Raw genomic sequence first — 23,220 nt, forward strand, 5'->3', positions numbered from 1 at the left:
TCCTTTGACTTTTCATCCTGGAGGCAAGTCATGCTCCCCCAGCCAGTCCCTGCGCATCAAATCTTGCCGGCTGAAAACGCCAGCGAGGTGCCGCCTTGCGATGTCACGATCCAGTTGGCGGAATCCCATGTCACCGTGGCGGAGCCCTGTGTGACGACTGGCTGGGCATAACCGGTGCGCGGCAGTACCCAGGCCATGTCGGTCAGGTCGGTCGGATGACTGGCCTGGAATGACCATGCGTTGCCCGTATCGGTGGCCTGCCAGCTGGTTTGATCCCGACGCTGGCTGAACTGCGCCAGCGTATCCATCGTGTACCAGTCGAACTGCCCGCTTGCCTTCACGTTTGCGGCCTTGTTGAACAGCGCGTTCAGCACCGTCGGGTAGTCAACGGCGCCGAGTGGATGCATGTAGATCAGCCGGCCGGTGCGGTTTTTCACCACGAAGTCGATCAGTTGCCGGTACCAGGTGATGATGTTGGCTGCGGGTACGTTGAATTCCTCGAATTCTTCGAACGTCGCATACTGGCCGAACGGCATCACCGGGAAGGCGCGGATGGTGTTGTTCGACAGCGCGCCATTGCGATAGCTGCGCGTCGGCGCCATCCCGGTATGGCCGAGGAAGTAGTAACCGCTGTGGCCGTTGCTTTCCAGCCAGTTGACCGACCATTGCGGGGTATTGCCTTCCGGCGCCGCGTATTCGACGACCGGCTTCGCAGTGACGCCTTCCACGCTCTGCTTGTTCAGCGTCAGGTACTGCTCAAAGATGGACTGGTTGGACTCGCTGGCATTGGCCCCCCAGTAGTCGTGGATCCACCCACCGTGACTGCCGACCCTGTGCCCCTTGGATAGCAGGTACTGCACGAGTTGCTGGGCCGTTGCATTCCCCGACAGGTTGATGCCCTTGCCGTCTCCGAAGGAGATCTGGTCCGGTCCAGCGGTGATGGAAATGGTGAACGGGCCGTTGTTGAAGGTCCCCCAACCCTTGAGCGTGTTCGCGGGCGCAATCTGGTCGCCGGCGCAGAAGTGCCAGTTCAGCACCAGCCCGCCACGCGCCTTCGGCTGTGCGGAGAGTCGCGCCATCTTCATCAGGTTGCCGCCGAAGTAGCGCAGAAGGCCATGCATCGGCATGCCGTCCGTCTGGCCCTTCAGGTACGACAGCGGCAGGTTGACAAACAACACCCGGCCGGAGCCGAAATTGCGCAGCCCCGCCACCAACCCGAAGTTCGGTGAGGTGATCAGGGCAGTACCCGCATAGGTTCCCTGGGTCACGAAGCTTGGATACATCAGGAAGCCATACACATAGCCGGAGATGCCTTCCACGGGATCAGCGGCCGACGCGTCCCACACCATGGACTTGCCCGGTGGCACCTGAATGGTCCTCAGCGTGGAGCCCAGCGCGGTGACCGGTCCTACGCCGATCATGTTACCGCCCAGTTGGTCATAGAGCACGTAGTCGACGCCGGCAAGGTTGCTGAGCCGGCTCTTGGGCGACGCATAGAACCCTGTGGGGGTCAGCGCGCCGAAGTCGTACACCAGCATCAGTTGCCCGCCTTGATTCGCATATGTTTCGAGCGCCGCGATCAGCGCATCGCTGGCTTTCGTATGGACCTGGTCTGGCAGAATCACGCCGGAAAACTGGGCCGGAGTCGTTCCTTGCTGGAACTGCGTGTCGTTGATGATGGTGATCTTCAGGCCTTCTTCCTGAGCGGCATCCAGCCAGGCCGAGACGCGCGGATCGGGAAGAGTAACGCCGTCGGGCAACAGCAGCGCGATCTGATTGGTGGCTGCGTGCGTCATGGCCGGCAAAGTGATGGCCAGCGCGAAGAGCATAACGAGCGCCTGTACGGCCAACAGGCTCGTTCGCCGAAGGAATGATTGGAGCTTGTTGAACATGATCTTCTCCCAGCACCATGAATGTCAGATTGCCTCGCGGGACAAACCGCCGCGACTCGTCAATGTCCGTAGACGTACCGTGCCTTTAAGGCGCGTCAGTTCGGTTCGGCCGCCGGTGCCGGTGCGAGCGTGTACGTACCCGCCTTCACCTTGGGTCCGGCCTTGAGCTTCTTAGGCTGCTTGGCTTTGATCTTGTCCTTTTTCACCTTGTTCTTGCCCTTGTCGCTGGCCTCGTACACAAAGTCGAGCTGGACGCTATGGTCATAGCCTGCCAACCCCCCGGGGTCCGCGGGACTCGCGGGGAGATAGAGCGGGGCACCTGCCACGGCAGCCGCCGCTTGCTCGGTCAATGCGGCCCAGATGGGCGCCGATGCCAGCGCGCCCGCGGCAGCAACCGCTGTTGCCACTGCTGCAATACGTGAGAGCTTCATTGCCTTTGCTCCTGCTTGAAAAATTGCCAGGCGGACGAGTAGTTGCGCTCTGAACCACTTGTCCGGTCCTGCGCTATAGACTGACGACGCCGGCATCGGCCGACTCATCGCCGCACTCCTCATACGTGCCCGGGGGGGCGCCCTGCAGGGCAATGACAATGCGTTCGCTCGCGTGGCCGTCGCCAAACGGGTTGTGGGCGCACGACATGCGGGCGTACTCCTCGGGGTCGTTCAGTAGTTGCTCCGCGGCCACGATGAGGCGTTCCGGGTCGGTGCCAACCAGTCGCGCGGTGCCGGCTGCCACGGCTTCCGGCCGTTCGGTGGTTTCCCGCGTCACCAGGACTGGTTTGCCCAAGGCCGGAGCCTCCTCCTGGATGCCGCCGGAATCGGTGACGATCAGATAGGCGCGCGACATCAGGAACACGAAGGGCAGGTAGTCCTGGGGCTCGATCAGGTGGATGTTCGGATGTCCGCTCAGGATGGCCCGCACAGGCTCTTGTACATGCGGGTTGAGATGCACCGGGTACACGATCTGGATGTCCGAATTGCGGTCCGCCAGTGCGCGTAGCGCGGGAACAGGCGCTCGAAGGGAGTACCGAAATTCTCGCGCCGGTGGCCGGTGACCAGCACCAGCCTGCGCGACTCGTCAAGAAAGGGATACTGGGCGCTCAGTTGGCTCCGCATCCGCACATCGGCGTCCAGCCGGTTCTTGATCCGCAGCAGGGCATCAATGCCGGTGTTGCCGGTCAGGCTGATGCCGACGGGATCGACGCCTTCGCGCAGCAGTGCGTCGTGCGCCTGCCGCGTTGGCGCGAAGTGCCAGGAGGCCATGATGTCGGTCACGCGTCGGTTCATCTCTTCGGGCCAGGGAGCGCTGAGATTGCCGGTTCGCAGCCCCGCTTCGACGTGGCCGACGGCGACATTTCGATAGAACGCAGCGAGCGTGGCGGCCAGCGTGGTAGTGGTGTCACCGTGCACGAGCATGGCATCCGGCAGGAAGCGGTCCAGCACTGACTGGACGCCTGAAAGTACGCGCGTAGTAATGTCCGACAGGCTCTGCCCGTGACTGATGACATTCAGGTCGAAATCTGGAGCGATTGAGAAGAGCCGCAGCACCTGGTCGAGCATCTGCCGGTGCTGGCCGGTGACGCAGACCCGCAGGTCGAAATCCGCCGATTCCCCGAGCCGATGGATCAGCGGAGCCATCTTGATGGCCTCAGGGCGGGTTCCGAATACAGCCAGTACTTTCTTGCGCATATCGGCGCCCCTCTCCAGTTGCAAATGGAAAGCCTTGCCGGTGCGTTTGCTGGCGGTTGTGCGATCGCCTTTTCTATGCTTCCCCCTGGAAGAGCGCCGCAATTCATGTTCATTCGAGCTTAGCTTGCATTCGGTCGGAAATAATCCGTTTGCCAATGACCGGCGGCGCGGGATAGTCGGGCGATTAGGAAGTATGTCATTGAATAATTTGATATTTTGCGATTTCAGGAGTGTCCGAAATGGATGCGATATGAGCCGTAATTTCTGTGGTCTGACACCAACGCATTACAGAGGCGCCGCTTTTCTATTAATGCGCCGTTAACCTTCTCGGCGCGTCCGTGAGAATTAATCATTTACTGAATCATTGGTGGCGCTTGCACGGCCCACGGCGAGCCGCTGGAGTTCATCGCTCGCGCGCTTAGGGGCTACGGGAGCGCGCCGTTTTTTCGGACAAAGACTGATACCAGCGGCCTCGAGAACCACCTATCACAAACTCATGGCGCCAATTGCATAGAGGGCAAATCATGCAAGCTCGATCGGTTACGCGGGACACCGAGGAAGATCTCGATGAACTGGATGAAACGGATCGAGCTATAGAACGCCTCGAAAAACGCATTCAAGCGCAGGAACAACGAGTGGCACAACTCAAACGGGAAGGCATTGTCGGCCAGAGTGCCGAGCAGATTCGTGTCAACCTTTGCGAGAGTCTTGAAGAGCTTGTCAGACACCGCGCGCTCATTCTGCATGACCTTGCCAATGGGGAGTGAAGTGAGCGGCGTGCAGAGCGGCGTCGTTGAGGGTGCGTGGCGGCGGGCACCCGACGGCATCGAATCCATGTCTCGCGCACCAAAGGGGGAATAGCGATGTGTGGCATCGTAGGCGCAGTCTCTTCGCGCGACATCGTCCCGGTCCTGGTAGAGGGCCTGCGTCGGCTGGAATACCGCGGCTACGACTCCTGCGGTCTGGCGGTGGTTCGCGAAGGCGCGCTTGAGTGCATCCGTACCGTGTCACGCGTGGCCGAGCTCGATGCGCGGAGCCAGGGCATGGCCGGGAAAGTAGGCGTGGCGCATACCCGCTGGGCCACCCATGGCAAGCCCGACACCGTCAACGCTCACCCGCACATCTCGGGTGAGACCATCGCGCTGGTGCACAACGGCATCATCGAGAACTACGAGACCTTGCGTGAGGAGTTGCGCGCAGTTGGTTACAGCTTCGTATCACAGACCGACACCGAAGTGGTGGTCCACTTGATCCACCAGGCCTACACGAGCCCGGACAGTACCACCCGCGGGGATCTGTTTGCTTCGGTGCAGGTGATCACCAGGCGCCTGGATGGCGCCTACGCCATCGCGGTTTTCTCGAAAGACCAGCCCGACCGCTTGGTCGGCGCGCGATCGGGCTCGCCACTGGTGGTGGTGCTGGGACAGAACGAGGCCTTCCTGGCGTCCGACGCGCTGGCCGTCGCCGGTACCGCCAACCGCACGATCTACCTGGAAGATGGCGATGTCATAGAACTCACGCTCAATAGCGTGAAGATCCATGACGCTTGCGACCGCGCCGTCGAACGCGAGGTGCGGGAAGTCAAGGCAGGTGCCGTCGCGGTGGAACTGGGATCGTATCGTCATTTCATGCAGAAGGAGATCTTCGAGCAGCCGCGCGCGCTGAGCGATACGATCAATGGCATCGATGTCGTCACCTCGGAAATGTTCGGGGAACGCGCAGTAGAGATCTTCGCGCGCATCGACAGCGTGCTTATCCTGGCCTGCGGCACCAGTTACTACTCGGGCTGCACCGCCAAGTACTGGCTTGAATCGATCGCGAAAATCCCTACCCAAGCGGAAGTGGCCAGCGAGTATCGCTATCGCGAGACTGTTCCCAATCCGAGCGCGCTGGTGATCGTCATCTCCCAATCTGGCGAGACCGCCGACACGCTAGCCGCGCTGCGCCACGCAAGGGAATTGGGCCACGAGTACACGCTGGCCGTCTGCAACGTCGCGACGAGCGCAATGGTGCGCGAAACCGAAATGCGCATTCTGACGCGCGCCGGCATCGAGATAGGCGTGGCGTCGACCAAGGCCTTCACGACGCAGCTCGCCGCGCTTTACATGCTGACGCTGGCGCTCGCCAAGGCGCGGGGGCTGCTCTGCGAGACAGCGGAGGCAATCGCATTGGCCAATTTGCGCCGCCTGCCGGTCGCGCTAGGTGGTGTGCTAGCACTCGAGCCGCAGATTATCGCCTGGGCCGAGGACTTCGCTAAACGCGAGAACGCACTGTTCCTAGGCCGCGGCCTGCACTACCCGATTGCGCTGGAAGGCGCGCTCAAACTAAAGGAGATCTCCTACATCCATGCTGAGGCCTATCCGGCCGGAGAGTTGAAGCACGGCCCGCTCGCGTTGGTCACCGAGGTGATGCCGGTGGTCACCGTAGCACCGAACAATGCGTTACTGGAGAAGCTGAAGTCGAACATGCAGGAGGTGCGCGCGCGCGGCGGCCGCCTCTACGTGTTCGCGGACAACGACGCGGGCATCGGTTCCAGTGACGGTACACATGTGATCCGTCTGCCTGAGCATGGTGGAGCGCTATCACCGATCCTTCACGCGGTGCCAATGCAGCTTCTGGCTTATCACACCGCCTGTATCCGCGGCACGGATGTCGATAAGCCGCGCAACCTGGCGAAATCGGTGACGGTTGAGTGAGAGGGGAGCCCACGGAACAAGGGGAGAGGTGACATCGCGATGAGCACAGGAAACACGCTCGCCCATTGGCAATGCAAAGGATATGCCGGACCCAAATTGCAGCCCCAGCGTTACGCGTAACCACCGAGCAGAAAGCCGATCCATGGTTTGGTTCTGCCGCAGCATTGCGACGGCATACCATGAGGTACCACGACTGGTGTGTGGGCTTGGAAAATCGATGCCGGGCCCATGAAAGCAATCCCGACACCAAAAAATTCCCGAATTTGTAATCTGGCAAAGATGCGAGCCGTCGCGCGCGTCTTGACGCTCGTTTGGCGTCGCCCGACTTGAAACATCAGGCCATGCCGGGCATGAAAGCTGCACCATTTCTCGTCAGCGCGTAAGGATTGGCCTTCGCGCAGGGCATCTAGTCACTTTGCACGGAGGCGGATCATGGAACCGGTAGAAACGGAAAGCGCGCTTAACAGGGGCTGGGGAACAAGCCCCCAAAGGGAGCCCTCGGCGAGCGATGGGGAGTACGCTTCCAAGTTGCCAACCAGTGGCAGCGGGGATAGCACCTCCGCTTCAAGGGAGAAACCCACATCGCAGGCCCTTTCCGAGGCGCTTGACAAGCTGCTGGAGCGCCTTCCCACCCTGTTTGGCGACGAACGGACCAAGGCGAAGAAAGAGTTCCTTGAGCTCGCCGCCAAGTCCCACAGTCCCTCCATGGAACTCGTCACCAAGTCGACGGAAGTTGCCAAGCGCGTCACCGGCAGCGTCAAGCAGGAGTGGGAAGCGAGGCGAGAGCGCGCAGATTCATACGTTCATGCCTATCCATTCCGCGCGATGGGCATCTCCGTGATGATCGGCGTGTTGCTAGGTGCAATAGGGGTCGGCAGCTTGCATCGGCATGAGTCGACGGGCTAATCGTCGGGAAGATTGAGTAGCCTCTCGTAGCGCTCCTCGCGAGCACGCGCTCCAAATCGATGCGCACGGCCGTCGAAAATTGAGCGGGGTGCTGCTCGTTCTGCCCGCCGCATGACCGCCGTCTCGGAGGCCATTTGCTGTAGAGGCGCCCTTGCCATGGCCAGGCCGACGCTCAGATGAGAGATGTGGGATTAAATGCAGCTTGGCACCGGTGGTCAGGAATATCCTACGGTCGAATCAGTTCTGCGTGATGCGCAGTGTTGCTACTTACCGAATGCATTGATGCTGCTCCGCGTCTAGCCTTGAAGTTAAGAAGGTGCCGATGCAGGAGGCGGCACCCTGCATCGGAAGGAGGCAATGATGCGAAATACCAGGAGTTCCCTGCGCGGTCTAGTAGACAAGTGGTTATCGCCCAGCGACGCCAGCCCCGTGCGCGTCACCCGCTTCCGGACTTTGCCGACCGAAAGGGTGGCGCAGTGTTCGTCGAAGTGACTTCCGCCCGAGGCTTGTCCATCGCCTTCTTTCGTCATGGCGACGGTGAGTGGTACGTTTTTCCGCCAAGTGCCGGCTAGCAGCAACCATGCGCGGTGAAGCTGCGCCGGCGTGGCTTGCTACCTGCGGTCGGCGAAGATCTGCAACTCCCCCGACGAAAGTAGCGACGGCACCTCACCACCGAACCGTGCTGCGCAACGTATCCGTATCGATTGACCAGCACCTTTCGGGCGCACCGATGTCGACGAGTTGATGGGCATCGCGACGGGCAAGAAGATGCGCTGCCGAAGTCCTGTCCCCGTTAGGCGGGGCGCATGCCCGCTCGCACGAGAGCGGCAACGTCATAAAGCTTTCACGTGCACGATCGCAGGAAGATGCTCCTTGGCACGTGGATAGAGACGGAATGCTTCCTCAGCGACTCTTGGCCAGCCGCGCGGGGCGCGATATTCCAGCACGTGCACCGAGGCAATTCGTGGCGTCCAGGCGCGCAGTTGCGTTTCTATCTCGTCGCTATCGATGCCCCACGGCATCGGCGGTAGCCGATAGCGCGGCGTCTGCATGACGCCCCAAAGAGTCAGTCGGGAAAACCAACGTGGAATGATGTCGAAGACAATTTCAACGCCAGGGATACACTCGACAATCTGAAGAACGATGCGTCTTACCGCCTCGGCTTTAAGGTACATAAAGAGCCCTTGGGCAATGACATAGACCGTAGCACCAGGCTCGATTTCGTCAGTCCAGGATGGCTCGACGACACTCGACGCGAGCTGACGAAAGCGGTGACATGCAGGAATCAACTGCCTGCGCAATGCTATCGCGGGTGCAAGTTCGACCGTGAGCCACCGCATGCGCCCGTTATCGACGCGGCGGGCTTGCGTTTCCAGACCTTCTCCAAGGGACACAACAAGACCTTCAGGATGCCGATGGAGCCAGCACCTTACCAAACGGTCGATCGTGGCGGCGCGAGCGGAAAAGACCCCGGTGGGTATTCCGAATCGGCCGGCAAAGTCGTAGTCGAGGACATCGCAGATGCGCACACTGTCCGGGTCGCACAACACGCTGTCTGGGCAGCGTGCCTCGTAGGCACGATCGTAGAGCGTCCACAGCATTGTCTCCGAGACGCCGCTCAGCCGAGGGGCGATCTTAGGGTGAGTAGCCGTGTTGGACTCCTTCCTCAATCGGAGTAGCGGTAGCGTCATTACCAAATTTCCGCATTTGCTGGACGGCATGCAGTTCTTTTCCACCGCTGCCACGGTGGCGATCTCTCCGGGCTTCTTGGCAGGTCCCATGCCAAAGTCGCGGGACACTCAACCGTTCTCTTCGCGGCACCTCTCCTCATCGAGAAGGGGGCAGGCTTCGTCCAGAACCTCTTTTGCCATTGTGCGGCTTTCCTCGGTTAGCCCAGCGCTCAGAATTAAAGAAAGGACTGCATAAAGCATGTGTGCGCAGTCTAGGATCTGCTCCGTGCGAGTCTTCATGTCGGTCAAGATTGGCTCAGCTTCCGATACCCCGAATGACTTAAGCTTGGTGCAAAAAGCTCATTGTTTCGATGTTGCCTTCTTTACTACTACCCAACATACAAAACGGTGGCTGCCAGTGCGTGTGTCCGAAATTTGCGCGATTCGGACGGGGCGTGGAGCGGAGCGCGCAACGATCGCTGTGTATTTGTGACAGACCCGATTACAACCTTTACATGGAATCCGGGGCCCTATCGCAGTGGTTGCCGTACCTTCTGACCGTGAGCTGCGCTTCGCTAGTATGAGCGGTGGACCGAAAAATGCATGGCGCCGTTATTCACGGAAACGTTAGAAGCCGCAGCTACGTTGGCACAGACCCCGGCTTGTCATCACGAAGACCTCGAACAAAATTGGTCCTGCAACCGCCGAGGCACTGCAGGTATAGGTATGTCCATCTGGTACCAGCGGCCCGCAGGAATGAGCGCTTAAGACCGCAGTTCGGGCCTTTTGCGAGAGAGGGGCCCGAGATCGTGGCAGCCGTCGTACGGAAGATGGCGCGCGGCGCAGCGTGGCCCGAGACCGCGGTATGAAGTAGTGGCGCGCGCAACGCTTGCAACCGGCCTGTTGCTTTAGCGACGCGCATGACTCGATACGAGCAACATGATGCTAGCGCACGCCGCTGTGGTGGGGCTGTATGCCGAGGGAATTATCGATCTGGCCGATGCGGTGCAGCAGGGCGCCCAGTCGCCGCGTTCGCCGGATCGGAGATCGACAAGGCCATCATCCACATCATCCATTTTGGGACGCTGGATGGCGGACATTCAACAGTCTCGTTGTTGCTCCAGTTGGTTGCTGCGCTCCGCGAAGGGGCGAACAAGCGCGCGAAGGACGGAGCCGCGCGCCGAGCATTGCACCTCGCCATAATCTATGCTGCTCAGGCAGCGCAAGGCTATGCAGGGAAAGCTTAGCGAGCGGGCTAGCGCTATCAAAGCTGCGATCCCAGCAAGGAAGGCAGCCGGTCCTTCGGTTTCTCTCGCCACGGTCGACCCAACCAAGCGGCGAAGGATACCGGTCTCGACAGGGCCAAGTCTTCTCCGAAAATTCGTTCTTTCTCGGCCGCAAAATCGCGATCCAGAATGTTGAGCGTGGATTCATCGTTAAGCCGGAAAGACCGGTTGTCAAAGCTCGTTGACCCCACCGATACGAGTAAGTCGTCCACGATCATCACCTTGCAGTGATACATTGTGGGCGAGTACTCGGCGATGGTGGCGCCCGCAGCCAATGGCTCGCCCCATCCGGCGCGTGATGCCCAACGCGTCACGTCCGAGTCGACGTACTCGCCTGGCACGATGACGCGAATCCGGACGCCGCGCTTCAGTGCCGCCACCAGCGCCTTGGTCGTCAATTCATCCGGCACAAAGTACGCCGCCGACAGATCGATGGAGTGGCTGGCCGCGGTGATCGCCAGCAAATACATCAGCGCCATGTTCTCGCTGCCTGCAGTGGGTGAACTGCTGAAGATCTGCGCTTTGCCGTGGCCGACCTTCCTCACTGCAGGGAAATAGCTTTCGCCGTGTGGACCTCGCCGGTCACCTTGACCCAGTTGTCCAAAAAGACCGACTGCATTTGCGCCACCACCGGGCCTTCAACGCGGAAATGGGTGTCTCTCCAGTGCTGGGGGTCCTGCGCGTGGCCCGTCCATTCCGGCGCGGTGCCCACGCCACCCGTGAAGCCGACGGTTCCATCGACAATCAGCAGCTTCCGGTGTGTGCGATTGTTCAGTTTGCCGAGCGTGTACCAGTGCACAGCGTGGTATCGTTGCAGCGCCACGCCGGCGGCGGTCATGGTTGCCAGCAGGGAGTCGTCAATCTTCTGGCTACCCACCCAATCGAGCAGCACGTGCACCTTCACGCCGGCCTTTGCGCGTTCTGCCAGCGCTTCGGCAAACTCGCGGCCGATGTCGCCGGACCAGTAGATATAAGACTCGAACGTGATCGTCGTGCGCGCCCCGCGGATAGCCGAAAGCATCGCCGGGAATATCTCATCGCCGTTCCTCAGCACGCGAAACACGTTTCCATCGACAATTGGCGGTCCAAGCAGCACGCTTAGCTCGCGCGAAAACTGGTCATCGTGAACCGAACAAAGGCGCTCCAGTCGATGCTCGATACGCTTTTCCGGGCCAATGAAGTTGTAGACGATCAAACCACAGACCGTCGTCAGCACGATCGCGAGAAAGGCCGTCCATGCCCCTCGCCCGCGTTCCAGGAGTTGTCGCACGGTATTCTTGGTGCGAGATGTTGGACGTCAGGAACGCCTGGGATGGGCGAGGAAAAATCGCAGCATTTCCGCGCTGGCATCTGGCCCTTTGGCGTCGGTGTACGAACCGCCGCCACCACCGGCCCAGGCATGCCCGGCGCCGTGAATCAGCCAGTATTCCGCATCTACGCCGCCGGGCGGCGAGATCCGGTGTCGCGTGAAGGTATGGCCCGCACGGGCAGTGTCGCGCTCGGTGTGCTTGTGCTCGTGGCCTTGCTCATACGGCTCGATCAGTCGCGCCCCGTTTGAAATATGTACGGTGTGATCCGCGTCGCCGTGAAACACGATCAGGGGACGCACCGGTGGCACGGGTGACGTGGCCCCTCGCTTCGAAGCGCCCAACCCCTTGCCGCCCTTCATGGCCGCCAGCGCCGAAGGCAAGTCGTGGGCGCACCCCATCGGCAGCCCCGAATGGACGCCGGCCGCAGCAAAAATACTCGGATACTGCTGGAGCATCACCGCCGCCATCGCACCACCGGCAGACAGCCCCGCAACATAGACGCGATCAGGGTCAATGCTTTGGTTGGCCATGACCTCTCGGGTGATTCCGGCGATGATTGACGGCTCGCCCCGGTCGGCTTGCTGGTCGCCAGGACGAAACCAGTTCCAGCACTTCGAGGCGTTGGCATCGGCCGACTGTATCGGGTACACAACCGCAAAGCCCAGTCTTTCCGCGAGCGTGTTCATGCGCGTACCGGCGGCAAAATCGTCGGCATCCTGTGTGCAACCGTGCAGCATGACCACCAATGGCATCGGCTCCTGCAAACACCCACCCGGGACGTAAAGCTTGTAGGCCCGTTGCCCGGTCTGACTGGCAAAGGTGTGCCGGCTGAAGTGGCCCGGCATTGCGGTCACTGTCGCGCGGCGCGGCGCGGCAGGTGCTACCGATTGCTCTGTATCGGTCTGGACCTGTGGCGTGGCGTTCGGTAACAAGGATTGCACCACTTGCGCGGGCATCGGCGCACTCGCTGCGGCTGTCCCACCGTGCGGCGATTGGCCGCGAAGTGCGCGCTGGATGACGGCGGTCGCCTCCATCGGGCCTGCGGTCTGCAGCAGATGCATGGCCTCATGCATCGAGGCAAGGAACGCGTCGTTCATTTTCATCTTGAAGTCCCTGCAAGCCTGGCGAGCCAGGTGCGGCGAAATTGCCGCTTACTACCGTATGCGGCCTGCCAGCGCCTCCTTCACGGGGGCAGGCGCATGAAATGCACCTAACACCACGACCGACTCGATCGTGGCCGCAGCCAGTTCCGGGCTGACATCCGATGCAATGCTCGCCAAACCGAGCACATGAATGGCCAGTTTTTCGTTGGCCTTCAATGCCGACTCGAGGTCTTGTTTCGAGAAATGCTGAAGGCCAAGGACAAGAGCTCGCCGCGTAGCCGTTTCCTGGATGGCTTGCGCGTGCACAGCAAGCTGGTTGCGGATAGCGGTGCGAATCAGATCGGTCCGGTTGGAGTAGAAACCTTCCTCCACCAACAGATCGATTTGGCCTAGATCGACCGGCCCGAGGTTGATGGTGATCTTCTCTGTCTCGCCGCCCTTCGGCCGAAATGTGGCGATTTGTGCTGTATTAGAAACGTCCATCTTTTCCTCAGTGACTCTTATAGGCATCCATCTAGCGGCCATCCTTCGACCATCCTCTAGCCATCCTGCTGGATGGTATAGGCCAGATAGAGCAGCGGGTCAAGCGTAACCGACTGAGGCAAGGCTTTCGGCGGGCGATTCTCTCGCGTACACCTGCAAAGGGCCACGCCGACGGGGGCACCACGCGCACGGCTTCCGACGATGGCATCTCTCGCCCTTGCTACGGTCAGTGAAAGAAGTTCGATCCCAGAAAAGAAAAAGCCGCCACGCAAAGGTGGCGGCAAACGCTTGAGATTTAAGCTAAGTTTCCCATCAGCGCGATACTCTCAATGTCCTCGCCAACAATGCCGCGCCTTCGTGTCATGCCGTGGGCGAAACAGCCTCTTCCCTGGGGATTGGGCTATGCGTCTTACGCATTGCGTCGGCGCGTGCTGGCCCGACTCCTAACTAGGCCGGCCCAGGACTGTTGTGCGTGACGGCAGGTAGCGGTGCCTGGCTGTATTCAGCTGCCTGACCAGCCATGGCGGTCTGCTGTCGGACATTGCGCTGGTTTTCGTCTTTGTGAACCTCGGATCGGTGTGTACTCTCGGATCGGTGTGTACGCATTGCCTGTACACCGGAGCGGTGGGTTGGGGGCGCATTGCGGGAAAGAAGAAGCGGACTATGACGGTCCTGCTCGGGCTATTCGGCGGTTTTCTGGCCGCGGCTGGCGTATGGAGCCTGTTCCTGGACTGGCTGAACCTGCTCGGCATGCTGGTGCCACCCATTGGTGCGCGCACCTGGGCAGGAGAAAAGGCCCATCGAGGAGCGAGCGGAACGCCAAGTGCGCCGCTCGAGCGATCCGCCGCACACCGAGCGCAGCAGATCGCCCACCAAGCTTCGTCACGGTCCGCTCGGCGGCGCGACGATCGTGCCGGGCGCCGACAGCAACTTGCTGGCTGGTCGAGGCGGCGGACACCGGCCTGTATTAGGCCAAGCGCAGCGGAACCGCAACCAGATGTTGATGGTCTAGCGAGGCCGCGCCGAACGGGCCACGTGCCGACATGGCATGCATTCTGCGGGTACGAACGGCTCCGCATACGGAGCCGTACGCACAAGGAGGTCGCGCATGCCGAAGCATTCACTACCAAAGTCGAGCCCCGCCAAATCCGGCACTGGCGGCCAGAGTACGCCCCAGCACTCTGGCGACAACCCCAGCCAGGACCGCGCATCGGGCAACAATCAGGACGGTTCCTATGAAAAGGCCGTGGCCGACCGCCTGAGCGGCCGCGCGGAGCAGCTTGGATCGCCCAGCGTCGGCAATGTGGTGTCGAATGCCGGCAAGACGCTGACCACCAACCAGGGCCTGCAGATTCCCGAGGACGACGACTCGCTGAAGCTCGGCTTGCGGGGTCCGACGCTGCTGGAAGATTTCCATCTGCGTGAAAAGATTACGCACTTCGATCACGAACGGATTCCCGAACGGGTCGTCCACGCGCGCGGTGCCGCGGCACACGGCTATTTCGAGCTGACCGAGTCGATCCAGGATTACACGACCACCGAACTGTTCACGCGCGTCGGCGAGAAAACACCGGTCTTCGTGCGATTTTCCACGGTGGCAGGCTCACGGGGCTCGGCCGACCTGGCGCGCGACGTGCGCGGTTTTGCCACGAAGTTCTACACGCGCCAGGGCAACTTCGACCTGGTGGGCAACAACATGCCCGTGTTCTTCATCCAGGACGGCATCAAGTTTCCGGACTTCGTGCATTCGGTGAAGCCGGAGCCGCATAACGAGATCCCGCAGGCCGCGTCGGCCCACGACACGTTCTGGGATTTTGTCTCGCTGCAGCCCGAATCGATGCATATGGTGCTGTGGACGATGTCGGGCCGCGCCATCCCGCGCAGCTTCCGCACCATGGAGGGCTTCGGCGTTCACACGTTCCGGCTGCTCAACGCCAGGGGCGAGGCCACGCTGGTCAAATACCATTGGAAGCCCGTAGGTGGTGCCCATTCGCTGATCTGGGACGAGGCGCTCAAGATCAACGGCAAGGACCCCGACTTCCACCGGCGCGACCTCTGGGAATCGATCGAGATGGGCCAGTTCCCCGAATACGAATTTGGCGTGCAGCTGGTACCCGAGACCGAGATGCTCAAGCTCGGCTTCGACCTGCAGGATCCGACCAAGCTCATCCCCGAGGAACTGGTGCCCGTGAAGCGCATCGGGCGAATGGTGCTGGATCGCAATCCCGACAACTTCTTTGCCGAGACCGAACAGGTGGCGTTCCATCCGGGACATCTGCTACCGGGGATGGACTTCACCAACGATCCGCTGCTGCAGGCGCGGCTGTTCTCGTACATCGACACGCAGATCACGCGGCTGGGCGGACCGAATTTCCATGAACTGCCGATCAACCGCCCGCTATGCCCGGTACACAACAACCAGCGCGACGGATTCATGCGGCAGACCGTCGTGCAGGGCAAAGAGAGCTACCAGCCCAACTCGGTCAGCGGCGGCTGCCCGTTCCTGGCCGGCGACAAGGACGCCTACCGGCACTATCCGGCCCCGGCTGAGGACGGCGCGGTCAAGGCGCGCGTACGCAGCAACACGTTTGCCGATCATTTCTCGCAGGCCAATCTGTTCTGGCGCAGTCAGTCGGACGTGGAAAAGCAGCAGATCATCGACGCCTACAGCTTCGAGCTGTCGAAGGTGCAGGACCCGGCCATACGCGCGCGCGTGGTGGGACAGATCGTGCATATCGCGCAGGAGCTGGCTGACGGCGTCGCCCAACAGCTCGGCATCGCAGTGGAGCCGGTGGGCCCGGCGGTGCAGATCAACGGCTACGGCGTGCAGACCTCGCCTGCGCTGAGCCTGGACGCCCAGCCGAAGGGCGATATCACGGGCCGCAAGATCGCGGTGCTGGTCAACGATGGCGTGGACGACGCGGCGATCCAGTCGCTGCAATCGCTTGCCGAAGGGATGGGTGCGAGCGCCAAAATCATTGGTCCGCGCGCCAGCAGCGTGACCACAGCAGGCGGCAATGTGCTGCCGGTGGACTTTGCGCTGGCGTCCGTGGGCTCGGTGCTGTTCGATGCGGTCTACGTGCCGGACGGCCAGAATCCGCCCGCCGACCCGGATCACAGAGCGCTGCTGTTTGTCAGCGAGGCCTACAAGCACTTCAAGGCGGTGGGCGCCGGCGGCAGCGGCGCGATGCTGGTGGCCGAAGCCGCACGGCGGGCAGGCATCCAGGGCGGTTTCGCAGGGCCTGGTTTGGTCATCTCCAAAGGAGAGGATGCAAAGACCCATCAGGCATTTCTCGATGCAATGGGCCAGCACCGGTGGTGGAAACGGTCGGACGCAATGGCGATTCCAGTGTAGGCGGTACCGCTGACTGGGCAAGCTTTCGTCCGGTCAGCTCAGGTTCAGCATGCGATCCGACCACTCCGGCAGAGGGCTGTTGTCGAGCTGGTCGTGCTGACGGTCAGGGTAAGGCCGTCTCCCGGTCGCGAGGTGGTCAGATGGGTGGTCCCCGGCGAACGCAGTTGTCGGCATCGTTGTGGCAGCTCGATATCGGTTCCGAGCTCGTGTACTCCGGCGATGCCGGCACCACGGAGCCAAGCCGTCCGAGCCGGCGCCGCGGTGTGGAGCTGGCCGCGTACTACGCGCCGCCCGCGGGTCCGCTGGCCGGCCTGATCGTCGATGCCGACGCTGCCTTCTCGCGCGCGCGCTTCCGCGATCGTGAGGATATCGGCGACTACATTCCCGAGTCGATCCAGACCACGGCTTCCATGGGCGTCTCGTACAACTGGGGGCGCTGGTCGATGGGCGCGCGCGGCCGCTACTTCGGGCCGCGGCCGCTGATCGAGGACAACAGCGTGCGTTCCGCGTCGTCGTTCCTCGTCAACATGAAGCTCGGCTATCGCGTGCTCAAGGATGTGCGCGTGTTCGCCGAAGTGCTGAACGTGTTCGGCAAGCGCGTGAACGATATGGACTACTACTACGCGTCGCTATTGAAGGGCGAAACCTCGCCGCTCAATGCGGATGGCGTGGCCACCGGCATCAACGACCACCATATCCATCCGGCCGAGCCGCGTACGGTGCGGGTTGGTGTGCTGTGGAATTTCTGAGATATTGATCCACGGGCTCACGGCTGACGCAAAGTTCGCGCATAGCGGTCATTCGCATTCACAGCGCTGATGACCGCTGTTGGCCGATCTGGGGCGCCCGACATTCTCCTTCGCCTTGAGCGAATGAGGAATAATGTGCGCTTCGCAGTGCCCCTCCATGCTACGGTGGTGAATCGCACGGTTCCGTGCGACAGTGCTCGTATCACCAAAGCTCCCCGGCGACGCGATGACATTCTCTTTCCTGTGCGCAACCTGCAACGAACTTCACCATGGCATGCCGAGTTTCGGTGCCGAGGCGCCGTTCAGCTACGACCAGATGCCGGCGGAGGATCGGGAGCGCCGTTGTTCGTTGGGTAGCGACGACTGCGTCATCGACGAGCGTCAGTTCTTTGTTCGGGGGTGCCTCGAGATGTGCCGTCATGCAGGGGGCCGCCAAAGTGAACTGCACCCCAAAAGTTGGACACCAACTTTTGGGGTGTTTTCATGTATAGGTACACCGAGCAGTTCAGACTGTCGGTCATCAAGGAGTATCTGACCGGGCACGCAGGGGCCGGCGCGCTCGCCAAGCGCTATGGGATTGACGAGGGGACGGTGCGGCGGTGGGTTGCAGCCTATCGGCTGCATGGCCAAGCCAGTCTCAAGCGCAGGTACAAGACCTACAGCGCAGAGTTCAAGCTCTCCGTGCTTGAGCGGATGCGCCGCCAAGGCTTGTCGCATCGGGAAGTGGCGGCGCTGTTCGACATCCGCGGTAGCGGCGCCATTGGCGTGTGGGAACGCCAGTATGATGCTGGGGGTTTAGAAGCTCTGACGCCTCGCCCCAGGGGACGACGGCCCAGCAAGATGCCACAACGGACTCCCAAGACAAAGCCATCGCGGTCATCAGGCGACCTGACGCGCACGCGCGAAGAACTCCTTGAAGAGTTGGACTACCTGCGCATGGAGAACGCGTACCTAAAAAAGCTCGACGCCTTGGTTCAAGCGAGCAAGACATCTGCGCAACCCAAAAAGCGCAAATAGTGCTTGAGCTGAGGCAGCAGTACCCGTTGGCCGGCTTGCTGAGGGTGGCAGGACTGGCGCGCAGCACGTTCTACTACCAGCAGGCCGTGCTGCAGGCCCACGACAAATATACGGAGCTGAAAGCGCGCATTCGCGAACTCTTTGCCCGGCACATGGGCCGTTATGGCTACCGCCGCATCACGGCGGTAATCCGGCAAACCGGCACGATCGTCAACCACAAGACGGTTCAGCGCCTCATGAGAGAGATGGGACTGAAGTCGTTGGTCCGGCCGAAGAAATACCGCTCCTACAAGGGCACGGTAGGCCGTGTCGCACCCAATGTTCTGCAACGGCAATTCCAGGCCAGGCGTCCGAATCGGAAGTGGGTAACCGACGTGACCGAATTCAACGTGGCCGGCGAGAAGCTGTACCTCTCCCCGGTGCTGGACCTGTACAACGGCGAGATCATCGCCTACGAGACTGCCCGTAGGCCCACCTTCGAGATGGTGAGCAATATGCTGAAGAAGGCGTTCCGCCGCCTCAGCCCGAAGGACCGACCGCTGCTGCATTCCGATCAGGGTTGGCAGTACCAGATGCCGGCCTATCAGCGGATGCTCAAACAGCGCAGAATCCGTCCCAGCATGTCCCGCAAGGGCAATTGCCTCGACAACGCCACCATGGAAAGCTTCTTCGGCACCCTGAAGTCCGAGTTCTTCTACCTGAACAAGTTCGCCAGCGTCGAGGAGCTACAGCAAGGCCTGCGCCAATACATTCACTATTACAATCACGACCGCATCAAGCTCAAACTTAAAGGGCTGAGTCCCGTGAAGTACAGGACTCAGCCCTCTCTAGCCTAGCAAATCAACTGTCCAACTTTCTGGGGTCAGTTCAAAGCTTCACGGCCCTTTTATTTAAGGCTAGGACTGTCAGTTCGGTAGTCGTGGGAGGTCGTCGCGCGCATCGATCCACCGCCGTCGAGAGAATTCCGGGTTGTCTGCAGCAGCTATCCCCAAGCTCTCTCCGCTATTTTCCGCCTGAGGCCTGACGATATCAGAGAGAGAAGTAAACTCACAAACTACACCCAACAGAACAGACCTCGCCATCAAGCACGCACCCGTCGGGCATATCCGCTACGGCAGCGGTCACCTCAGGAAACCACCGCGTCGCGTCAACGCCGCCTCGGCTCTTCAGCCGGGCCATGGACCCGGTACTGGCCAAGACGCGGTACCCGTCGAACTTGATCTCGTAGAGCCAGTCGCCTTCGCGCGGGATGGCCTTGCGCTCTACCAGCAGCATGGGGGACAGCTGGTCCAATGCCGCTGGCGCCGAAGCGCGCGGCATGGCCTTTAGCCCTTAATGTTGCGCTGGTCATGGCCGAAGGAGTTTCTCTCGCGGATCTGTCCGTCCCGACCGTGGATCAGGAGCTCGACCTTGTCGGCCTGTGCGCGCTGGGTGCCCGCTTCGATGGCCTCTTCCTGGGTGGCGAACATGGTGCGCTTGCCGTCTCTGGGGGCTTCTACCGCCCAGCCTTCACCGGCCGGTACCACGTGGATGTGTATGTTGGCCATGATTGGCTCCCTACAGGGGCTAGAGACAGTCTGCTCGCGCCTGGTCGCACGCCGCTATCGGAAGACGTCCGACATGAGCTGGGCAAAAAAAAATGCCGCGGCGCAGGGACGCCGCGGCAAACGATTTAGGATTAAAGGTGCTGTTTCCAGCAGCGCGATGGTCCTCGATTTCGACTAGGCCCGGGAGTACCCTTTCGAGGTAGGTGCGCGTCCTACATTGAAAGGTTTAGAGGTGGATGCGCCTTCCTTACGTCTGTCATGAAATGATGGAATTGCGACTCTCCAGGCGCTATTCATCATGCGTATTGCGTCGACATATTGATCACGCTGCGCGCGCAATGCCGCCAACGCTTTTCGCATGCTTATTAGATCAGTGCGCGCACGGGAGACGTCTCCGCCCTGGGATTCTTGCTTCGCAATAAAGCGCTCCAGGCGTTCTACGTCTCGTGAGACATCCACGCCTCACTTGTGCTGGGCGTAGCAAAGCAAACGCCTCCCCGGAGCGAGTGATAGTTCTAGTAGGTAATAACCCTAATGCGCGGACCCGCATGCCTAGACTATTTTGAAAAAATCCATGCTCTTTGGAGGAGTTGTATGGACGCGAAAATTCCTTTTCGGTCACTTGTGATCGCTGATCGATACATTCGTGAGGTCTCGGCCAAGATCGATCTTCAGCGCCAACTCGTCGCCCAATTGGAAGAGGAAGGCGGGGACGCGGCGCTGGCGCGACGCAGCTTGAAGTCTATGATTAGCGCGTTGGAGGCGTTGAAAGCTCGCCGGGACGATTTGCGTTTGTCCCTTGCGTTTGGGGATCGAAAGGGCGAATCGGACAATCGCCTTGACTCAGGCTCTCGATCGCTGGGGGTCGCAAATCAGACGGACACTGACGTCTCATATTCCGTGCAGCGACTAGGGTAGAAAGACACCAGTCTCCATCAGATCCCCGATGGAAATTCTTCGGCCCGCCTTCCCAGCGGGCCTTTTTGTGGCAGGTGACCTTTGCGCTACAGGAGGGCTGGCGGCACATCTTTAGCCGGTTCGATTTTCGGCGCAGCTTTGGCTCGCGGTAGGACAGGAGCGGGCTCGGCTACCAATTGCTCCGCGGGAAGAAGTCGAAGCATGGTGCGCGCTACCTCGGGATCCCGGCAATGAAGCCAATCCTCCCAGTCTTCGCGGGGCAAAAGGACTACGCCGCGCTTCTCGTCGCCAGGTTTGTGGAATCGCTTCATGAGCGGATGACTATCCGCGTTGAGGGTCGGCATGGTGAAAGATACGGCGCCGTCCGGCCACGCCCGCCACAGCCCCGCGATCGCGAATGGCTCACCGCCTGGCAGGCCGATCTTCCAACGAACGGCCTTGCCTGTTTCCCAATTCGGCTCGTAGAACGCTGTCGCCGGTAACGGCAAGATGACGGGTATGGACGCGTACAGCTGAACGGTCACAGCATGGACATCGAGGGTGGATGGCGGTGTGACAGGCAGATACCGACGGCATCCAGCGGAACCGGACGATCGTACCGTAGACTGGCAGCGATCTGCGCGTACCATGCAATGCACGCTATTTACCACGAGGCAGATTTACAGAGAACACCGTTTCTGCTGCATCGGATCGCGCTTCAATTTCGCCCCCATGTGCCTTGGCAATCTCCCGCGCGATATACAGTCCGAGCCCCAGACTGCCGTCGGCATTTGTGCCTTGGTTCGGGCCGCGCTGGAGCGGGTTGAAAATGAGATTGAGAGTTGAACGCTCAATAGGGCTGCCAGTGTTCCTCACTTCAAGTAGGACTTCCGCGCCCTTGTCGGTCACTGTCACACATACGGGCGCGTCTTGCGCTCCGTACTTGATCGCGTTTAGTACCAGGTTGCCGACCAACTGTTGGAGACGTTGGTCATCCCAGACACCGGAGCAATCACCAACTACGTCCAGATTGATCTGGTGATCCGGATGTACTACCCGCAACTGGTCCAGCGTGTCGGCAAGTAACCGACCCAGATCGATATCGCTCGGCGCGATATGGAGACCAAGACCGAGTTTGGTTCGATTGAAATCAACCATATCGTCCAGCAGCGCCTGCATGCGAGCGCCGCTTCTGATCAAGCGGGACGCCGCTCCCGCCACCTTTTCGCCCGCATTCAGCGCTGCCAGATAGGCCGCCGTAGTCTGGATAGTCTGGAGCGGACTGCGCATGTCATGCCCCAACATTCCCAGAAACAAATTACGGGACAAGTCTACTTGCATGCTGAAAAACTCTACCGATTCGGCGATTGCTTGATCGATGGCCTCGTTGAAGCGGATCATGTCGTCCTCGCGATGACCGTCAGGCGCGCACTCGTCTATCCACAGTCGGAGTACGCTCGCGCGCAGGGCGCGGTACTCGGCAACCATCTGGTTGATATCGAAGCCGCTTCGCGCGCGCAGAAGGGCGTGCATCTGGGCGGCAGTCTCAGGCGCTCCGACTAGTTTGGAGGCGTGCCCCGTGGATTTTTCAAATTGCTCCCTCCTGGTTTGGGCTTGAGACAGATCCTTTGCCACGGCCACCAGAATCTGCTGCGCATGGTCCCGCAAGGCTAGTGGTTTCATTTCTGCCGCCGCCGGCAACTGGGTGCGTGCAAATGCCTCCCATTCCGACAGAACGGCGTCCATACGGCGGAGGATGAAGTCGGCTAATCGCATGTCTGCTCCCGTAAAACGGAAATACATCCCATAGCGCATTTTTTAGGATCCGGCGCGCAAATCTGCGGTCTGATCTTGTCGGGTACATCTATTGCGTATGGTAGGGCAACTGGAGCCCCTCATGCCTAGCCCAAGAGCTGTACGCCTCCTAATCGCGGACGATGACCCAAATGCGTTGAGAGCATACGAGTTGTTCTTTGGCGCTCATGGCTACGAAACCCGGACAAAAGAAGACGGCGCGGACGCGCTTGCGGAATATTGCGTGTGGTGTCCGGACGCTGTTGTTCGACGTTCAGATGCCCGGTTTGGACGGGCGCGCGGTGGCAAGGGAGATACGGCGCCTACAATTCGCGCCGGCCCCCTTGCTGGTAGCGATTACTGCTTTGACATCACCTACCGAGCAGGACGAATCAATCAGCGCCGGGTTCGATCATCATTTTGTAAAGCCTGCCGATCTGCATGCTGTCCACGCTGCAATAGCGGCCCGCCAAGGTTCTGGCGCCACGGGTGGTTCATGACAATCGACTCTGCAGTCCGGGCCGCTTCCGGCGCGCAAATGACTGGCCGTTCATGGCCGGTCTCGGCCTCCTGGGGTGGTGCTTCCCGTGTACGTTGCTGGCGTAGCGGCTCCCGCTGGTGTTGCGCATCGCCGCGCAGGGAATCCGCTGGATTCCTGCGCCCAGTTCGCTTGTATGCCTCTTCAGTAGGGTGAGGCCGGCGCCCGGAAAATCCGGTGAAACGCCGTGATGCCATATACGTACGAGCGCCACCGCGATCGGATTCACATGCCCGGGAACCTATGCCAGGCAATGCATGGCGTCTCGCGCGCCACTGTGAAGAACCGC

Annotated in this window: 16 protein-coding genes and 3 pseudogenes; 7 read left to right on the forward strand and 12 right to left on the reverse strand. The window is 60.7% G+C overall.

Features of this window, described 5'->3' with window-relative positions; genetic code table 11:
* Nucleotides 1–56: 56 nt before the first annotated feature.
* From CYJ10_RS24395 to CYJ10_RS34270, 4 genes and pseudogenes are all read right to left on the reverse strand, one after another.
* On the reverse strand, nucleotides 57–1,829 hold the full coding sequence (locus CYJ10_RS24395) for a hypothetical protein (RefSeq protein ID WP_257993516.1): 1,773 nt from the start codon (nucleotides 1,827–1,829) through the stop codon (nucleotides 57–59).
* Nucleotides 1,830–1,987: 158 nt separating this feature from the next.
* Entirely contained in the window at nucleotides 1,988–2,323 is a 336-nt protein-coding gene (locus CYJ10_RS24400; protein WP_101684030.1) for a hypothetical protein, read from the reverse strand.
* Between the two features lie 73 nt (nucleotides 2,324–2,396).
* Nucleotides 2,397–3,580: pseudogene (gene wecB, locus CYJ10_RS24405) on the reverse strand (non-hydrolyzing UDP-N-acetylglucosamine 2-epimerase).
* A gap of 494 nt (nucleotides 3,581–4,074) precedes the next feature.
* Nucleotides 4,075–4,416: a hypothetical protein gene (locus CYJ10_RS34270; RefSeq protein ID WP_180863048.1), complete on the reverse strand. Its 342-nt coding sequence runs from the start codon at nucleotides 4,414–4,416 to the stop codon at nucleotides 4,075–4,077.
* Between the two features lie 27 nt (nucleotides 4,417–4,443).
* Here CYJ10_RS34270 and glmS point away from each other — a divergent pair, with 27 nt between their 5' ends.
* Complete coding sequence (gene glmS / locus CYJ10_RS24415; protein ID WP_101684032.1) at nucleotides 4,444–6,276, forward strand: glutamine--fructose-6-phosphate transaminase (isomerizing); 1,833 nt, start codon at nucleotides 4,444–4,446, stop codon at nucleotides 6,274–6,276.
* 432 nt (nucleotides 6,277–6,708) lie between these two features.
* A complete protein-coding gene (locus tag CYJ10_RS24420) occupies nucleotides 6,709–7,182 on the forward strand; it encodes a hypothetical protein (RefSeq protein WP_101684033.1) in 474 nt (157 codons plus the stop codon).
* An 833-nt stretch (nucleotides 7,183–8,015) separates the two neighbouring features.
* Here CYJ10_RS24420 and CYJ10_RS24430 read toward each other — a convergent pair.
* From CYJ10_RS24430 to CYJ10_RS24450, 4 genes and pseudogenes are all read right to left on the reverse strand, one after another.
* Complete coding sequence (locus CYJ10_RS24430; protein ID WP_101684034.1) at nucleotides 8,016–8,981, reverse strand: class I SAM-dependent methyltransferase; 966 nt, start codon at nucleotides 8,979–8,981, stop codon at nucleotides 8,016–8,018.
* Nucleotides 8,982–10,116: 1,135 nt separating this feature from the next.
* Nucleotides 10,117–11,357, reverse strand: a pseudogene (locus CYJ10_RS24440) (phospholipase D-like domain-containing protein).
* A 78-nt stretch (nucleotides 11,358–11,435) separates the two neighbouring features.
* Nucleotides 11,436–12,551 (reverse strand): extracellular catalytic domain type 1 short-chain-length polyhydroxyalkanoate depolymerase, encoded by a 1,116-nt coding sequence (locus tag CYJ10_RS24445; RefSeq protein ID WP_101684036.1) that lies wholly within the window; start codon nucleotides 12,549–12,551, stop codon nucleotides 11,436–11,438.
* Between the two features lie 51 nt (nucleotides 12,552–12,602).
* Complete coding sequence (locus tag CYJ10_RS24450; RefSeq protein WP_101684037.1) at nucleotides 12,603–13,034, reverse strand: CopG family transcriptional regulator; 432 nt, start codon at nucleotides 13,032–13,034, stop codon at nucleotides 12,603–12,605.
* A 1,108-nt stretch (nucleotides 13,035–14,142) separates the two neighbouring features.
* Here CYJ10_RS24450 and CYJ10_RS24460 point away from each other — a divergent pair.
* The 4 genes and pseudogenes from CYJ10_RS24460 (at nucleotide 14,143) to CYJ10_RS24475 (ending at nucleotide 18,991) form a co-directional block, all read left to right on the forward strand.
* Nucleotides 14,143–16,389, forward strand: coding sequence for a catalase (locus tag CYJ10_RS24460; RefSeq protein WP_101684038.1), 2,247 nt, complete (start codon nucleotides 14,143–14,145; stop codon nucleotides 16,387–16,389).
* A gap of 152 nt (nucleotides 16,390–16,541) precedes the next feature.
* A pseudogene (locus CYJ10_RS24465) lies at nucleotides 16,542–17,138 on the forward strand (TonB-dependent receptor domain-containing protein); the annotation flags it as partial.
* A 226-nt stretch (nucleotides 17,139–17,364) separates the two neighbouring features.
* Complete coding sequence (locus tag CYJ10_RS24470) at nucleotides 17,365–17,673, forward strand: DUF2199 domain-containing protein (RefSeq protein ID WP_101684102.1); 309 nt, start codon at nucleotides 17,365–17,367, stop codon at nucleotides 17,671–17,673.
* Nucleotides 17,622–18,991, forward strand: a protein-coding gene (locus CYJ10_RS24475; RefSeq protein WP_374703210.1) for an IS3 family transposase whose coding sequence is annotated in 2 segments (ribosomal slippage) — nucleotides 17,622–18,090 and nucleotides 18,090–18,991 — 1,371 coding nt in all. Because the reading frame shifts where the segments join, the coding sequence is not laid out codon by codon here. Before CYJ10_RS24470 ends, CYJ10_RS24475 begins: the two co-directional genes overlap by 52 nt.
* A gap of 211 nt (nucleotides 18,992–19,202) precedes the next feature.
* Here the strand turns inward: CYJ10_RS24475 and CYJ10_RS24480 are convergent.
* From CYJ10_RS24480 to CYJ10_RS24500, 4 genes are all read right to left on the reverse strand, one after another.
* Nucleotides 19,203–19,430, reverse strand: a complete 228-nt coding sequence (locus CYJ10_RS24480; protein WP_101684103.1) for an ATP-dependent DNA ligase — start codon at nucleotides 19,428–19,430, stop codon at nucleotides 19,203–19,205.
* Between the two features lie 50 nt (nucleotides 19,431–19,480).
* On the reverse strand, nucleotides 19,481–19,702 hold the full coding sequence (locus CYJ10_RS24485; RefSeq protein ID WP_101684039.1) for a DUF2188 domain-containing protein: 222 nt from the start codon (nucleotides 19,700–19,702) through the stop codon (nucleotides 19,481–19,483).
* A gap of 1,004 nt (nucleotides 19,703–20,706) precedes the next feature.
* A complete protein-coding gene (locus CYJ10_RS24495) occupies nucleotides 20,707–21,249 on the reverse strand; it encodes an SOS response-associated peptidase family protein (RefSeq protein ID WP_101684041.1) in 543 nt (180 codons plus the stop codon).
* A gap of 10 nt (nucleotides 21,250–21,259) precedes the next feature.
* Nucleotides 21,260–22,375: a sensor histidine kinase gene (locus CYJ10_RS24500; RefSeq protein ID WP_101684104.1), complete on the reverse strand. Its 1,116-nt coding sequence runs from the start codon at nucleotides 22,373–22,375 to the stop codon at nucleotides 21,260–21,262.
* A 296-nt stretch (nucleotides 22,376–22,671) separates the two neighbouring features.
* Here CYJ10_RS24500 and CYJ10_RS34945 point away from each other — a divergent pair, with 296 nt between their 5' ends.
* Nucleotides 22,672–22,893, forward strand: a complete 222-nt coding sequence (locus tag CYJ10_RS34945) for a hypothetical protein (RefSeq protein WP_257993517.1) — start codon at nucleotides 22,672–22,674, stop codon at nucleotides 22,891–22,893.
* Nucleotides 22,894–23,220: the final 327 nt, after the last annotated feature.

The organism is Cupriavidus pauculus (assembly GCF_002858765.1).
GTDB classification, from domain to species: domain Bacteria; phylum Pseudomonadota; class Gammaproteobacteria; order Burkholderiales; family Burkholderiaceae; genus Cupriavidus; species Cupriavidus pauculus_B.